Genomic DNA, 16,103 nt, shown 5'->3' with positions numbered 1-16,103 from the left:
CGGAACGGCAGTGTGCAAGCACGGTTCGAGATTCAGGTCACCACGTGATGCGAACAGGTGATTGCTCTCTCCATCGCTTCACCTGATCCATCTCAGGCCCGCGACACTGCATCACCGCAACGATGTGCTCCCGCGCGGCGCAGGGCGGCGCGGGAGCACAAGCCTCATCGCAAGCGCGAGAACGCACCGATACCCGCGATCGCCAACCGATCGGCGGGCACCGCCGTCTCCGCGAACGACAGCCGCAGGTAGCGGATCTGGCGAACCTCGGGGAAATTCAGGCGCTGGGTCGAGAGCGCATAGGCGATATTGGACAGCTCGCCGGCGCCAGCCGGCTGCCAGTGCTGCCCATTTTCGCTGGTTTCAGCGCGATAGCCTTTAGGCGGCGCCGCACCGTTCATCACCGTGCGCGAGGGCGTGAGGCTGAAACCGGCAACCTGACGCAGCGCACCAAGGTCGATGGTCGCCTGTACGGGATGGCCCGGCGTGGGAGCGGGCGTGATCCAGATCGTGCTGGCATCGTCGTCGAGCAACATGTCCGCCCCTGGCGCGCTGGCCTCGACGATTCGCCAGCCGGCGGTGGACAGCACGTCTGGCGCGTTCGCGGTCGGCCGCGCGACCGGCACTGGCGCAACGGCGCGGAACAGCGCGAATTCGCTGATCGCCGGGCACACCGGCGCCTCCAGCACGACCAGGCGCACCCGGCGTGCGGCGATCGGGCGATCCAGTCGCACGATGCGCTGTGCACCGATGCACTGCGCTTCGGCCAGCCGCCGCCACTGCCCATCGACCTCGGCTTCGACCGCGAAGCGGGTGACGCGCACGCCCAGCGGCAGATACTCGCGCAGCCGGATCAGATCGAAGCTGTGCACCGCCGACAACTCCAGCGTCAGCGTCGGCGTGGTGACCTCGTTCGGCGTGGACCAGTAGCTGTCCGGCTGGCGGTCGAGGACGCGCGCCGGCTCGAACCCGGAGCCGCGCGATGCGCTGGCACTGGCCTTGGCACCCTTGGCCAGATCGATGGCGAAGCTGGCGCGGATCGCGTCGCCGAAACTCTGCAGCACCGCCACATCGTGGTCGGGGATGCGGCCACGTCGGTCGGGCGGAAGATTGAGGTTCATGTTGGTGCCGCGCGCGACCGAGGTGTCGAAATAGCGCACCAGATTTTCCGGGCTGCGTACCTTGCCGTCTTCATCGGCATGGTAGAACCAGCCAGGGCGGATCGAGGTATTGGTTTCGGCCGGCCACCACAGCGCCCCGCCGCGCACGCCGGAATTGCCGTTTTCCTGGGTGTACGGGGCATTGGGCATGGTTGGCCAGCTCGGATCGCCAGCGATACCGTCCTCGTTGCCGCCCCAGCGGATATCGGCGCCGAGCGGGTCGAAGGTGCAGGCCATCGGCTGGTGCCGATGCACCAGCTCGATCATCCGTGGCCAGTTGTAGTAAGCGGGCGCATCGATCTTGCGCGATTCGCGCGCTCCACCGTAGTAGCCGTCGCCGCCATTGGCGCCGTCGAACCAGAACTCGAACAGGTCGCCATAGCCTGTGCAGAGTTCGACGATCTGCTTGCGGAAATAGTCGAGATAGCCGGGACGCCCATACTCGGCATGATTGCGATCCCAGGGGGACAGATAGATGCCGAACGCCAGGCCAGCGCGACGACACGCCGCTGCCATTTCGCCGACGATGTCACCCTTGCCGTTCTTGTAGGGCGAGTTCCGGATGCAATGCTCGGTCAGGCGCGTCGGCCAAAGACAAAACCCATCGTGATGCTTGGCCGTGAAAATAAGCCCTTTCAGATTGCCGGCCTTGGCAGCAGCAACAATTTGATCGGCTGAAAAATCGCTGGGATCGAATTTGCGCGGATCCTCGTCGCCGTAGCCCCATTCCTTGTCGGTGAAGGTGTTCATCGCAAAATGCACGAAGGCGTATTGCTCCCACCGATGCCAGCGCAGCTGTCGCGCACTGGGCACCGCACCCCACGGCGCGGGGCTGCTGGCGCGTGGCGTTTGCGCGATGCGAGCTGCCGAGGCACTGAAGCTGGCGGCGGCCACCACACCCGTGGCAAGAAAGGTACGACGATCGATCATTAGCGCCTCCGACTTTGCACAAGTTTCGATCTTAGCTTTTCCCAAGGCGAAAGAGTCCCAAAACAACAGGCGGTTCGTGCAATGCACCGCGCACACGCGGCCTTTGCGCGGCGAGCGCCGAACAGCGTGCCAAGCAAGCCGGGCATGCGTCGTTTGACGGCTGATGGCCGCGCCGCACGCTGCGTTGTTGGGGCCCGCGTGGCTGCATCTTGCGTACGCGAAGCGCGTTCCGCGAACAGAACGCACAATGGCTGGCCGACGACAACCAGCAAGGACTGCGCGACAGCGTCGGCGCGCCAACACCTGCCAAGTTTTGTCATCAACATTGACCGTCGACGTCTCATCTTGGCTGGTACTGACTTGCGGCAAGTCCACAGGTCATGATGTAGCGGCACGTGCCCGAGCTGACCGAGCCACACGCTCAGGGATCAGGCCGCCCAGCCGGCAGCCGTGCGCACCAGCGCCGCTATCGCAGATTCATCCGCGACAGCGCCGGTATGCGTTGAGCGATCCGGCAATGGACGTTTGAAGGCCCCGGCGCAACGGCCAATCGCCCACCGGGCCCCAGGGCCGGCACCCTCTCGACCGCCAGCGCAAGGATTTGTCGGTGGGTGGGCTTAAACTTGCATCCGCGCCGACGTGAGACGGCTCCTGGATCCGTCGCAACATCCTGTGCCATTCCAACGCTTCGTCCGTTTCGTCGCAACATCGATTGATCTCGTTTGGAGGGTCGTCGCAACAGCCTCGCAACAAATCACCGTTACTCGCCGCTGGCGACCCTGATTGACCGCCACATCCCGGAAGAACATTTCTTGCAAAGCACTGATACAAAAGAAAAAACCAAGAACGCTAACGGGGCTGTAGAGCACACCCCGCTGATGAAGCAATTCTTCGCCGCCAAGTCGGACTACCCCGACCTGCTGCTGTTCTTCCGCATGGGCGATTTCTACGAGCTGTTCTACGACGATGCGCGCAAGGCTGCGCGGCTGCTCGACATCACCCTGACCCAGCGCGGCAGCTCCGGCGGTGCCCCGATCCCGATGGCCGGCGTGCCGGTGCATGCCTACGAGGGCTATCTGGCGCGGCTGGTGGCGTTGGGCGAGTCGGTGGCGATCTGCGAGCAGATCGGCGACCCGGCGCTGGCCAAGGGCCTGGTCGAGCGCAAGGTGGTGCGCATCGTCACCCCCGGCACGGTCACCGACGAGGCGCTGCTGGACGAGCGTCGCGACACCTTGCTGATGGCGATCTCGCGCAGCAAGCAGGGCTACGGCCTGGCCTGGGCCGATCTGGCCGGCGGGCGTTTTCTGGTCAACGAAGTGGACAGCGTGGACGCGCTGGAAGCGGAGATCGCACGCCTGGAACCGGCCGAACTGCTGGTGCCCGACGAAGACAACTGGCCGGAGTTCCTGCGTGGCCGCGTCGGCGTGCGGCGGCGGCCACCGTGGTTGTTCGACGCCGACAGCGGCCGGCGCCAGTTGCTGGCCTTCTTCAAGTTGCACGACCTGTCCGGCTTCGGCATCGACGACAAGCCCTGCGCTACCGCCGCCGCTGGCGCGCTGCTGGGCTATGTCGAAGAGACCCAGAAACAGCGGCTGCCGCATCTGACCTCCATCGCGATGGAAGTGGCCAGCGAGGCGATCTCGATGAACGCGGCCACGCGCCGGCATCTGGAGCTGGACACGCGCGTCGATGGCGACACCCGCAACACCTTGCTCGGGGTGCTGGACAGCACGGTCACGCCGATGGGCGGGCGCCTGCTGCGGCGTTGGCTGCACCGCCCGCTGCGCCTGCGCGAGGTGCTGGTGCAGCGCCACCACGCGGTCGGCACGCTGATCGACAGCGGCGCCGATGCCGACGTGCGCGAGGCCTTCCGTGCGCTGGGCGATCTGGAACGCATCCTCACCCGCGTGGCGCTGCGCTCGGCGCGCCCGCGCGATTTTTCCACCTTGCGCGATGGCCTGGCGCTGTTGCCGAAGGTACGCGCGATCCTCGCACCACTGGATTCGCCGCGCCTGCAGACGCTGCATGCCGAACTCGGCGAGCACGATGCCACCGCGCACCTGTTGATCAGCGCAGTGGCGGAACAACCGCCGCTCAAGCTCAGCGACGGTGGCGTGATCGCCACCGGCTACGACGCCGATCTGGATGAGTTGCGCCGCCTGTCCACCAATGCCGATCAATTCCTGATCGACCTGGAACAGCGCGAACGCGCCAGCAGCGGCATCGCCACGCTCAAGGTCGGCTACAACCGCGTGCATGGCTATTACATCGAGATCAGCAAGGGCCAGGCCGAGAAGGCTCCGCTGCACTACAGCCGCCGGCAGACGCTGACCAACGCCGAGCGCTACATCACCGAAGAACTCAAGAGCTTCGAGGACAAGGTGCTGTCGGCGCGCGAGCGCTCGTTGTCGCGCGAAAAACTGCTGTACGAAGGCCTGCTCGATGCACTCGGCAGCGAGCTGGAAGGTCTCAAGCGTTGCGCGAGTGCATTGAGCGAACTGGATGTGCTGGCCGCCTTCGCCGAGCGCGCGCAGGCGCTGGACTGGGCGCAGCCGGAACTGGAGAGTGCCCCCTGCCTGCGTATCGAACGCGGCCGCCACCCGGTGGTGGAAGCGGTGCGCGACCAGCCGTTCGAACCCAACGATCTGGAGCTGCATGCCGACCGCCGCATGCTGGTCATCACCGGCCCGAACATGGGCGGTAAATCGACCTACATGCGCCAGAACGCCCTGATCGTGCTGCTGGCGCACATCGGCAGCTATGTGCCGGCCAGCCGCGCGGTGATCGGGCCGATCGACCGCATCCTCACCCGCATCGGCGCGGGCGACGATCTGGCGCGCGGGCAGTCAACCTTCATGGTGGAAATGGCCGAAACCAGCTACATCCTGCATCACGCCACGCCGCAATCGCTGGTGCTGATGGACGAGATCGGCCGCGGCACCTCCACCTACGATGGCCTGGCGCTGGCCGATGCCGTCGCTCGCCACCTGGCGCATACCAACCGCTGCTACACGCTGTTTGCCACGCATTACTTCGAGCTCACCGCACTGGCCGACGAATCGCATGCCGGCGGTGCCAGCGGCATCGCCAACGTGCATCTGGACGCGGTCGAACACGGCGAGCGCCTGGTGTTCATGCATGCGGTCAAGGACGGCCCGGCCAATCGCAGCTTCGGCCTGCAGGTCGCCGCACTCGCCGGCTTGCCCAAGGCCGCCGTGACCCAGGCGCGTCATCGCCTGGCCGAACTGGAACAGCGCGGCGGCGAAAGCCATGTCGCACAGATGGCGCCGGCCGCATTGGACGCCCCGCAACAGTTCGGCCTGTTCACTGCGCCCTCGTCCGCTGCGCAGGAAGCGCTGCAGGCGCTGGACCCGGACGAACTCACGCCCAAGCAGGCGCTGGAAGCCTTGTATCGGTTGAAGGCGTTGCTTTGAGGGCGGGGATTGGGGAGTCGGGATTTGGGATTCGTAATAGCGCAGCTTGCTGCGCTTACGGATCTGTTACGGCGACAAGGTTGGTTGGTCGTTTGAATGCTGGTTTTTAGGTTCGTCACGGTGTAGCTGCATGACTGATGCTTGTGGGGCCTGATAATCCATTGCTGTTGCAGGTTTGCGTGGTTGCTTGAATGCTGCGCTGCGATAACGCTGCATCGCGCGGTGACGTGCAGCGCGCGGATTGCTCTGCTGCCGCGACGGGCGCACGCTGCGGCAACGCTTTGTCCAACCGGAGACACCCATGACCACCTCTGCCTCGTTGACCGATCAACTCGCCGCGCAGTTGCAAGGCCCGCAGTTGCAGCAACTCGCCAGCCGGCTCGGCATTGCGCCCGAGCAGGCGCAATCGGCGGTGCGGACCGCGCTGCCGCTGTTGATGGGCGCCCTGGGCCGTAACAGCCAGCAGGCCGGCGGCACCGATGCGTTGCTGGGTGCCTTGCAGCGCGATCATGCCGGCAGCCCGGACATCGGCAGCCTGCTCGCTGCGCTGCTGGGCGGCTCGGCCAGCGGTGCGCAAGGCAATGGCGCCGGTATCGTGGGGCATCTGTTCGGCGACAGGGCGCCGCAGGCTGCCGCTGGTCTGGGCCAGGCCACCGGCCTGGAAACCGGCAAGGCCAATCAGCTGCTGCAGTTGCTGGCACCCATCGTGATGGCGTATCTGGCCAAGCGCTTCCTCGGCGGCACTGCCGCTGCCAGCAGCCAGCTCGGCCCGGCCCTGGCGCAGGAACAGCAGCGCGCCAGCAGCGACACAGGGATCAACGGCTTGCTGGGCAGCGTGCTGGATCAGGACGGCGACGGAAAGCTTGGACTGGGCGATGTCATGAAGCTCGGCGGCAGCCTGTTCGGCAAGCGCTGAGATCGCAGGCACAGGTCGGTTCGGCACCGGCGTGCCACCCATAGCGTCTCGCTATCGATATGGTTGAATAATTCGAATTCCCCAACCGATCGATGCTGCTTATCGTGTGCGCATGCCACCACGATGAGTCCGCCTGATGCGTCTGTCTGCCAGTCACAGTCTGCATATCGACCTATACCGGCGCCTGCAGGCAGGCGCTAGCATCGGCCCATGCGGCGGCGATTCTCGATGACTCCCATGGCCGCATCTGCGCCTTCGATCGATGACCACAACTGACGCATTGCCCACCGTTTCGATTCCACCAGCACGTGTCCGCAGTTTCGGCACACAGCTCCCCAAGTGCTCACGCACACAGGTATTGCCATGACAACCGAAGCAAAGTGCCCTTTCAACCACGCCGTCGTCGGTACCGGAACCACCAACCGCGATTGGTGGCCCAAGCAGTTGCGCGTGGACCTGCTCAGCCAGCATTCGAGCAAGTCCAACCCGCTGGGCCAGACCTTTAACTATGCCGAGGCGTTCAAGCGCATCGATCTGGCCGCGCTCAAGCAGGAACTGCGTGCGCTGATGACCGACTCGCAGGACTGGTGGCCGGCCGACTTCGGCCATTACGGGCCGCTGTTCGTGCGCATGGCCTGGCATAGCGCCGGCACCTACCGCATCGGCGACGGGCGTGGCGGCGGCGGTCGCGGCCAGCAGCGCTTCGCACCGCTCAACAGCTGGCCGGACAATGTCAGCCTGGACAAGGCGCGCCGCCTGCTGTGGCCGATCAAGCAGAAGTACGGCCAGGCGATCTCCTGGGCCGACCTGATGATCCTCACCGGCAACGTCGCGCTGGAAAGCATGGGCTTCAAGACCTTCGGCTTTGCCGGTGGCCGCGAAGACACCTGGGAACCGGATCAGGACCTGTACTGGGGCCGCGAAACCAAGTGGCTGGGTGGCGACGAGCGCTATTCGCGCGGTTCGCCCGGCGTGGACGAAGCGCACGGCGTGCTGGTAAAGGATGACGACAGCGAAGTGCCGCACACCCGCGATCTGGAAAATCCGCTGGCCGCCGTGCAGATGGGCCTGATCTACGTCAATCCGGAAGGCCCGGATGGCAAGCCCGACCCGGTCGCCGCCGCGCGCGACATCCGCGACACCTTCGCACGCATGGCAATGAACGACGAAGAGACCGTGGCGCTGATCGCCGGCGGCCACACCTTCGGCAAGACCCACGGCGCCGGCCCGGCCGACAACGTTGGTGCCGAGCCGGAAGCCGGCGAGCTGGAGAGCCAGGGCCTGGGCTGGCACAACCGCTACGGCAGCGGCAAGGGTGCCGACACCATCACCAGCGGCCTGGAAGTCACCTGGACCACCACCCCGGCGCAGTGGAGCAACGACTTCTTCGACCATCTGTTCAAGTTCGAGTGGGAACTGAGCAAGAGCCCGGCCGGCGCGCATCAGTGGGTGGCCAAGAATGCCGACGCCATCATTCCCGACGCGCACGATGCAGCGAAGAAGCATCGGCCGACCATGCTGACCACCGATCTGGCGCTGCGTTTCGACCCGGCCTATGAGGCCATCTCGCGTCGCTTCCACCAACACCCCGACCAGTTCGCCGACGCGTTCGCCCGGGCCTGGTTCAAGCTCACCCACCGCGACATGGGCCCGCGCTCGCGTTACCTGGGGACCGAGGTGCCGAGCGAAGAATTGCTGTGGCAGGACCCGGTGCCGGCCGTCGACCACCCGCTGGTCGATGCGCAGGACGCCGCCGCCCTCAAGCAGACCATCCTCGATTCCGGCCTGAGCGTGGCGCAGTTGGTGTCCACCGCGTGGGCATCGGCATCGACCTTCCGCGGCTCGGACAAGCGTGGCGGCGCCAACGGCGCACGCATCCGTCTGGCACCGCAGAAGGATTGGCAGGCCAACCAGCCCGCGCAGCTTGCACAGGTGCTGGGCACGCTGGAGCGCATCCGGGCCGACTTCAATGCCGCGCAGTCGGGCGGCAAGCAGATCTCGCTGGCCGACCTGATCGTGCTGGCCGGTAATGCCGCGGTCGAACATGCCGCACAGGCCGCTGGCCACAGCGTCACCGTGCCGTTCGCACCCGGCCGCACCGATGCCTCGCAGGAGCAGACCGATGTCGAATCGTTCGCGGTGCTGGAACCGGTGGCCGATGGCTTCCGCAACTACGCCAAGCAGCGCTATGCGGTGCCCGCTGAGGCGCTGTTGATCGACAAGGCACAGCTGCTGACGCTGACCGCGCCCGAGTTGACCGTGCTGGTCGGCGGCCTGCGCGTGCTCGGCGCCAATGTCGGCGACTCGAGCCACGGCGTGTTCACCACCCGCCCCGGCGTGCTGAGCAACGACTTCTTCGCCAACCTGCTCGACATGCGCACCGAGTGGAAAGCCACCTCCGAATCGAAGGAGGTCTACGAAGGCCGCGACCGCAGCACCGGTGAAGCCAAGTGGACCGGCACGCGCGTGGATCTGGTGTTCGGCTCCAACTCGATCCTGCGTGCGGTGGCCGAGGTCTATGCCAGTGCCGATGCAGAGGAGAAGTTCGTCCAGGACTTCGTCGCCGCCTGGACCAAGGTGATGCAGCTGGATCGTTTCGATCTGGCGTGAGTGGCAAGGCGCACGCCATCGTGCGTGCGCCTGCAGCGGTATTGAAATACACGCAAGAGCTCGACTCGGCACGGAAGACGTCAGTGGAGCGGCGGGTCTGCGGTTTGGCTGCAAGGCCCTTGCCCGCCCACCATCGCGGGACACGCCGCAAGTACGTCCGTGTAGGCTCTTACGCGGCATCCATGCCGCGTAAGGTCCCGCGACGGTGAGCGGGCAAGGACCCGTCGAGATGGTCGGTGTGCATGGTTGAGAGCAGAGCATCACGAACGGCGCTTCCCCCGCGATGGAGAAGCGCCGTTTTTATTGATTGAACAACATGACGGATGCCAAGGCGTTTCTTGTTTCCGTCAGTCGATTCGCAGCGAATAGCCCGCGCAGTGCTACAACGCGTCGATATCGCCCAGCGCGTTGATCAGCCGGCGTGCCCGCTTGTCCGGCTTGCCCTCGGGTGCGCGATAGCCGGTACGTTCGGCGGCGCGCTGCAGTCGCCATTGCGCCCGCGCCTCGCGTGAGGCATCGCTTTCCACGTACAGCGTCTGTGCGACCGGAGCGGGGCCGCGCACATCGCTCAACGCGGCAACGGTGACTTCGAAGATTTCGCCGCCACGGTCGATGCGCAACTGTTCGCCGCTGCGCAGCGTGCGCGAGGGCTTGGGCCGCTGGCCGGCGACGTCCACCTTGCCGTTGTCCACCGCCGTCTTGGCCAGGCTGCGCGTCTTGAAGAAGCGCGCCGCCCACAGCCAGACATCCAGCCTGACCGTCGTCGCTTGTTCCACCAGTTGAGTCATCGCGTTGTGCTTGCCGTCGGATCCAATGGGCTGCGGGCCGCTGCCGTGATCGCCACTGTATCGGCGCGTCGCAACGGGCTGCGTTGAGCGGGAAATATCTGGGCGAGCCCGCTGTAACTCAAGCGTGGCTGCCGTCCAAGTACAGCCTACCTTCCACACGCTGGCTGACTCATACAGACTGATCCGCACAGCGTGCGTCGTGTCATCGGCCTGGCGACAGCACGCCTCACACCTGCCAATGCTAGTGTTCGCAGCTTCCGCACCACGGCGCGCCTGCGATGCCCAAATCCGCTGTCCTGACCGAAGGCCCGATCGGCAAGAATCTGCTGCTGTTTGCGATGCCGATCCTTGCCGGGAACATCGCGCAATCGCTCAATGGCTCGATCAATGCGATCTGGGTGGGCCGCTACCTCGGCGAGGCGGCGCTGACTGCGGCGGCCAACGCCAACAGCATCATGTTCTTCCTGATCGGCTCGGTATTCGGCATCGGCATGGCCTCGACCATCCTCATCGGCCAGGCAATGGGTGCGCGCGACATCGCGCAGGCGCGCAAGGTCATGGGCACCAGTGCCAGTTTCTTCGGCGGGCTGTCGGCGCTGATCGCGGTGCTGGGCTGGTTTCTGGCCCCGCATCTGTTGACCGCCATGGGCACGCCACCGGCGTCGCAGACACTGGCCGAGGAGTACCTGCGGGTGATCTTCCTGGCGATGCCGCTGATCTATGTGTTTGCGTTCCTGTCGGCGGCACTGCGCGGTACCGGCGATGCCCGCACGCCATTCCGCTTCTTGCTGGTGTCGGTGGTGCTGGACATCGTGTTCAACCCGCTGCTGATCTTCGGCCTGGGCCCGTTCCCGGCGCTGGGCATCGCCGGCGCGGCCTGGGCCACCTTGCTGGCGCAGGCGGTGGCACTGGGCGGTTTGCTGCTGTATCTGCGCAGCAAACGCCATGTGCTGTGGCTGGGCCGCGCCGATCTGCACCTGTTCCGCATCGCGCCGACGATCCTGCGCGCGCTCATCGTCAAAGGCGTGCCGATGGGCCTGCAGATGGTGCTGATTTCGCTGGCCATGATCGCGATGATGACGCTGGTGAACGGCTTCGGCACCGACACCGCAGCCGCCTACGGCGCCGCGTTGCAGCTGTGGACCTATGTGCAGATGCCGGCGATGGCGCTGGGCGCGGCATGTTCGACGATGGCCGCGCAGAACGTGGGCGCGGGATTGTGGACGCGCGTGGATGCGACCGCACGCACCGGCATTGCGGCCAACTTCCTGATGACCGGCGTGCTGATCGGGCTGCTGATCGTGTTCGATCGCTGGACGCTGGCGCTGTTCCTGCCGACCGACAGCCCGACACTGGAGGTCGCGCGGCATCTCAACCACATCGGAATCTGGTCGTTCCTGCTGTTCGGCGTGAGCTTTGTGGTTTCCGGCGTGGTGCGGGCCACCGGTGCGGTGATCCCGCCGCTGCTGATCCTGGCATTCGGTCTGTGGGGCGTGCGCGTGCCGCTGGCAAACGCCTTGATTCCGCATCTGGGAGCCGATGGCATCTGGTGGAGTCTTCCGATCAGTTCGCTGTGTTCGATGCTGCTGTCGCTGGCGTATTACCGCTGGGGCGGCTGGCGCAAGGCACGCATGCTGACCACGCCGGCAGATCCTGCCGAACTGGCCGCCGCCGCAGAAGTGCCGGCACATCCGGCCTCGCCGGTCGCCGATACCGCGCCGATCGCAGGCGCGCCACAGCCCCGCCGGCACTGACATCGGCTGGCACCAGGCGGCACGCTGCCACACCGGCCGACATCACGCGAAAGCAGGAGCCAGACGCTGTATTGAAATGATCAAGACAGCGCGCAGGGATTTCTTGAGTGATCGGCCCAGCCGACCGACGCCACCGCTCGCCGAGTGGCGACGAAAAGACATCCCGCCCACTGCGCAGCAACCGCTGTGCTCACGTGCAAACCTATGAGCATCGCGCCTATGAGCATCGCGTACGCACAACCGGCGAATCCCTAATCCCTAATCCCTAATCTCGATTCCCCAATCCCGATTCCCCAATCCCCACAACGCAAACGGCCGCCCGAAGGCGGCCGTCTGGCAACAGCAGGACAAGCCTGCCAGTAACTTACTCAGCCTTGGCAGCAGCCTGGCGAGCGGCCTTGGCCTGTGCAGCGGCGGCCAGATCTTCCTTGATGCGGGCAGCCTTGCCTTCCAGACCACGCAGGTAGTACAGCTTGCCGGCGCGCACCTTACCGCGACGCTTCACTTCGACCGAGTCGATGATGGCGCTGTGGGTCTGGAACACGCGCTCGACGCCGAAGCCGTGCGAGATCTTGCGCACGGTGAACGCGGAGTTCAGGCCGGCGTTCTTGGTACCGATCACGACGCCCTCATAGGCCTGCACGCGCTCGCGGTTGCCTTCCTTCACCTTGACGTTCACCACGACGGTGTCGCCCTGGTTGAACTCGGGAAGCTTGCGCTGAATCTGGGCGGCTTCGAAGTCAGCCAGGATGGTCTTGTTGAGTTTGCTCATGATGGGCACCGCGTGTCTGGTGATATTGGACCGGCAGTCGCCGCACGGCGATTGCTCGAGGTTCGTAGGAGGGCCAGACGCAAGGCTGGCCAGCAAGCCGCATATTGTACCCCAATCGATAATGCAAGAGCTAGGGGTGGAGCCCTTATTTCTCGTCGCCCGGGGCGAGTTCGCGGCGAAACTCGTCCAGCAGACGGCGATCGTTCTTGTCCAACCCGGCTTCATCGAGCAAGTCCGGGCGACGCAACCAGGTCCGGCCCAGCGACTGCTGCCGACGCCAGCGCGCAATTGCAGCGTGATTGCCCGAGCGCAAGACTTCCGGCACATCGCCCCAGTCATGGGTCGCTGGATGGCTGTAATGCGGGCAGTCGAGCAGGCCTTGCGGGCCTTCGAAACTGTCCTGGGCTGCGGATTCGGCGTCGTTCAACACCCCCTCCTGCAACCGCGTCACCACATCCACCAGCACCGCCGCGCCCAACTCGCCACCGGACAACACGTAGTCGCCGATGGAGATTTCCATATCCACCGCCTGCGCCAGAAAGCGCTCGTCCACGCCTTCGTAGCGCCCGCACAGCAACACCATGCGTGGCAACTGCGCCAGCTCGCGAGCGAGCGGCTGGGTGAGCGGCCGCCCCTGCGGGCTGAGATAGATCACCGGCGCCGGACGCGCGTCTGCCGCTTGCACCGCGTCCAGACAGGCCCGCAACGGCTCGATCAACATCACCATGCCGGGCCCGCCGCCGAACGGACGATCGTCCACCCGGCGGTAATTGCCCTGCGCATGCTCGCGTGGATTCCAGCCCTGCAATTCCAGCAAGCCACGCTCCTGCGCCCGCCCGACCACACCGAACGCCGCGCATTGCGCGATGAACTCGGGGAACAGGCTGATGACGTCGATGCGCACTGGGGAATCGGAAGTGGGAATGGGGAAAGCAATAGCGGAGCGGCGCGATGCGCCATTCCGGTCAGAAATCCGGATCCCAGTCCACCACGATCAGGTTGGCTTCGAAGTCGACCGACTTGACGAAATCCGGCAGCACGAACGGCACCAGCCGCTCGCGATCGCCGCGCACCACCATCACGTCGTTGGAGCCGGTGGAAAACAGGTGCGACACCGTGCCGAGCTTGGCGCCTTCGACGGTTTCCACCTGCAGCTCTTCCAGATCCACCCAGTAATATTCATCGGGCTTGGGTGGCGGCAGCACGCTGCGCGCGACGTAAATCTCGGTTCCGTGCATGGCCTCGACGGTGTCGCGGTCGGTGATGTCGGGGAACACCGCAATCAGATTCTTGCCCTGATCGCGCCCACGTACGCCGCTCACGACCGATTCCTGCCCCGAGGGCGTCCGCACGACCCACGGCTGATACCGGAAGATCGCACTGCGCGGCTCGGTCCAGGATTCGAGCTTGAGCTCGCCCTTGACACCAAAAGCGCCGACAATCCTGCCTAACAGGATGCGGCGCTCGGTCGGTTTCATCTGCGTCGACTCTGGGCCAGGCGCTGGCGCCTGGCCCTCCAGGATCAGGCCGCAGCGGCCTGGGACTTGGATGCTTCGCGATACAGGTTGCGCACCTTGTCGGTCAGCTGAGCGCCCTGGCCGACCCAATGGTCGACGCGTGCGACGTCCAGCACGACGCGCGGTTCTGCGCCCTGCGCAACCGGGTTGTAGTAACCCAGACGCTCGATGTTGCGGCCGTCGCGCGCGCTGCGCACGTCGGTCACGATGATGTGGTAGAACGGACGCTTCTTGGCGCCGCCGCGGGTCAGTCGAATCTTGACCATGGTGTCGTTTTCCTGATTTGCCCAGTCGCCAGAGTGGCGCGGTAAGCCGGCGATTATAGCGGGCTCCGGCGGCGAAGCCAAGTCACCCCGGAATCGCTCAGATCCCCTGCCAGGCCTGGGTCTGCAGGGCCTGCTCCAGCAATGGCAGCTGCGCGGCCTGCGCCGGCCACGACGCCGCGCCGGCTTGCACGATCGCCTGCTGGCCGCGCGCGTTGCAGCTGAAGGCGCCATCGAAGCCGCCAAGCTCGCTCAGCATGACCGGGCGAAACTCCTGCTGGATACCGAGCGTCTGCAGTCCGGCCTGCAGCAGACGCTGCTGGGTGCCGGGCAGCGCCGGCCCTTGCGGCCACACCACCCTGCCCTGCTGCCACACGCCCAGATTCCAGAAGGCGCCCTCCAGCAGATGCGCCTGCGCGTCGATCAGCAATGCGTCGTCGTAACCGGCCGCCATGGCCTGGCGACGCAGATGCAGCAGCGCGAAGGTGCCGACATGCTTGTGCCGGGGTTGCTCGCGCACATGACGGACCGGCTGCACGCGCAACGCGGTAGCTGGCATCCGGGCTGCGGGCGCGATGGAGATCAGCACATCGAGCGCAAGCTGGCGCAATGGATCGCGCAGGTCGAAATCCTGCGCAAACACGGTGATGCGCACGCTGGCGTCTTCGCAGTTCGCAGCCGACAACGCAGCGCGCAACTGGGCGCGCAGGGATGCCTCATCGATCGATGCACCGAACAGCGCAGCGCCGTCGTATTGCAGCCGCTGCAGATGCAGGTCCAGCCCGCGTACCGCTCCGCCGCGCACCTGCAGGGTGGTGAAGTGGCCGTAATTGATCAATGCGGCCGCGCCCAACTGCTGCGCTGTCGCCACTGCGCCGTTGCAGAAGATCAGCGGCACAACAGCGCCTGTGCTTCAGCCCACCACTGGGTTAGCAATTGCGCGGCAGGCTGGGCAGGTGCCATCCAGGCCGATTGGCCAGCCCAGGCCTGCATGGCGTCCAGACGGTTGTCGCGCGCGGCGGCCTGACGCATCGGTGCGGTCAGCGCGCGCTGCACCGGATACGGCGCCGGCACCGGCGCCTCGGCGGCAATTGCAGCACGCACATAGGGCGTGGCGAGCGCACGCCCCAGCCGGCCGGAAAATGCACGGGTCGGCTGGGTCTGTTCCGGTTCGGCCCGGGCCAGGGCGTCCGCCCAGGCACTGGGCAGCGCCGCCTCGGGCGTGCGCAGCAGGCCGGTACCGATCTGCACGGCGCTCGCGCCCAGCGTCAGCGCCGCGGCAATGCCGCGCGCATCGGCGATGCCGCCTGCGGCGATCACCGGAAGATCCAGGTGATCGACCAATCGTGGCAACAAGGCGAACAACCCGGTCATCTGCCGCTCGGCGCGACCGGCATCGAATGCACCGCGATGCCCACCGGCCTCGGCGCCCTGCGCAACCACCGCATCGGCACCTGCCGCCTGGGCCGCACGCGCTTCGTCCAGCGTGGTGGCGCAGGCAAACCAGGCGATGCCGGCGCTTTTCAGCCGCGCAACCTGATCGGGCCGAAACACACCCATGATCGATGAGGCGACGGCGGGTCGTGCGGCGAGCAAGGCGTCGAACTGGGCATCGAAGTCGGCCGGTGTTGCGTCGCCCGCATCCTCGGGAACCGGCGGCCCCCACTGCGACACAAACGCACGCACGCGCGCCTCTGCCGCGGCGTCGCGCACAGGGGCCGGATCAGGAATCCACAGATTGACCTGGGCGGGCCCGGCGCTCGCGCCGCGAAACGCCGCCATCCACGCCACGATGTCCTGCGGTTGCGACAACACCGCACCCATCGCGCCCATGCCGCCGGCCTCGGCAACCGCCGCCGACAACGGCACCGGGCAGGCACCGGCCATGGGGCTGAGCAGGATGGGAAGGCCTAAACCAAAACGCTGCTGGAAGGCGTCGATCTGCGAAAACGAACCCAT

General features: G+C 65.9%; 12 protein-coding genes. 4 read left to right on the top strand and 8 right to left on the bottom strand.

Annotated features, from left to right (window positions below):
• Window positions 1-164 precede the first annotated feature (164 nt).
• Entirely contained in the window at window positions 165-2,090 is a 1,926-nt protein-coding gene (locus GGR73_RS01600) for an alpha-L-fucosidase (RefSeq protein WP_184456461.1), read from the bottom strand.
• A gap of 878 nt (window positions 2,091-2,968) precedes the next feature.
• Between GGR73_RS01600 and mutS the strand changes: the two genes are divergently transcribed.
• The 3 genes from mutS to katG all read left to right on the top strand — a co-directional run bounded on the left by mutS (window position 2,969) and on the right by katG (window position 9,050).
• The gene (gene mutS, locus GGR73_RS01595) at window positions 2,969-5,524 is read left to right on the top strand and encodes a DNA mismatch repair protein MutS (protein WP_308632363.1); all 2,556 of its coding nucleotides are present in this window, start codon (window positions 2,969-2,971) and stop codon (window positions 5,522-5,524) included.
• A 301-nt stretch (window positions 5,525-5,825) separates the two neighbouring features.
• Entirely contained in the window at window positions 5,826-6,440 is a 615-nt protein-coding gene (locus tag GGR73_RS01590; RefSeq protein WP_184455349.1) for a DUF937 domain-containing protein, read from the top strand.
• A gap of 363 nt (window positions 6,441-6,803) precedes the next feature.
• Entirely contained in the window at window positions 6,804-9,050 is a 2,247-nt protein-coding gene (gene katG, locus GGR73_RS01585; protein ID WP_184455347.1) for a catalase/peroxidase HPI, read from the top strand.
• Between the two features lie 380 nt (window positions 9,051-9,430).
• On the opposite strand, the gene GGR73_RS01580 is transcribed toward katG, so the two are convergent.
• Complete coding sequence (locus GGR73_RS01580; protein ID WP_039528472.1) at window positions 9,431-9,838, bottom strand: RNA-binding S4 domain-containing protein; 408 nt, start codon at window positions 9,836-9,838, stop codon at window positions 9,431-9,433.
• A gap of 278 nt (window positions 9,839-10,116) precedes the next feature.
• Between GGR73_RS01580 and GGR73_RS01575 the strand changes: the two genes are divergently transcribed.
• Window positions 10,117-11,592, top strand: a complete 1,476-nt coding sequence (locus GGR73_RS01575) for an MATE family efflux transporter (protein WP_039810029.1) — start codon at window positions 10,117-10,119, stop codon at window positions 11,590-11,592.
• Window positions 11,593-11,956: 364 nt separating this feature from the next.
• Here GGR73_RS01575 and rplS read toward each other — a convergent pair whose 3' ends face one another.
• From rplS to GGR73_RS01545, 6 genes are all read right to left on the bottom strand, one after another.
• Entirely contained in the window at window positions 11,957-12,364 is a 408-nt protein-coding gene (gene rplS / locus GGR73_RS01570) for a 50S ribosomal protein L19 (RefSeq protein WP_005989873.1), read from the bottom strand.
• 145 nt (window positions 12,365-12,509) lie between these two features.
• Window positions 12,510-13,268: a tRNA (guanosine(37)-N1)-methyltransferase TrmD gene (gene trmD / locus GGR73_RS01565; RefSeq protein ID WP_054590930.1), complete on the bottom strand. Its 759-nt coding sequence runs from the start codon at window positions 13,266-13,268 to the stop codon at window positions 12,510-12,512.
• Between the two features lie 61 nt (window positions 13,269-13,329).
• Window positions 13,330-13,842 (bottom strand): ribosome maturation factor RimM, encoded by a 513-nt coding sequence (rimM, locus tag GGR73_RS01560; protein ID WP_184455345.1) that lies wholly within the window; start codon window positions 13,840-13,842, stop codon window positions 13,330-13,332.
• A gap of 44 nt (window positions 13,843-13,886) precedes the next feature.
• Window positions 13,887-14,147, bottom strand: a complete 261-nt coding sequence (gene rpsP, locus GGR73_RS01555; protein ID WP_011036396.1) for a 30S ribosomal protein S16 — start codon at window positions 14,145-14,147, stop codon at window positions 13,887-13,889.
• 97 nt (window positions 14,148-14,244) lie between these two features.
• Complete coding sequence (locus GGR73_RS01550; RefSeq protein WP_184455343.1) at window positions 14,245-15,042, bottom strand: aminotransferase class IV family protein; 798 nt, start codon at window positions 15,040-15,042, stop codon at window positions 14,245-14,247.
• On the bottom strand, window positions 15,033-16,103 hold the full coding sequence (locus GGR73_RS01545; RefSeq protein WP_104627402.1) for an NAD(P)H-dependent flavin oxidoreductase: 1,071 nt from the start codon (window positions 16,101-16,103) through the stop codon (window positions 15,033-15,035). Before GGR73_RS01545 ends, GGR73_RS01550 begins: the two co-directional genes overlap by 10 nt.

It is taken from the genome of Xanthomonas sp. F14, assembly GCF_014199865.1.
The sequence above is the reverse complement of the archived record's forward strand: the minus strand, read 5'-3'. Positions and strand labels throughout refer to the sequence as shown.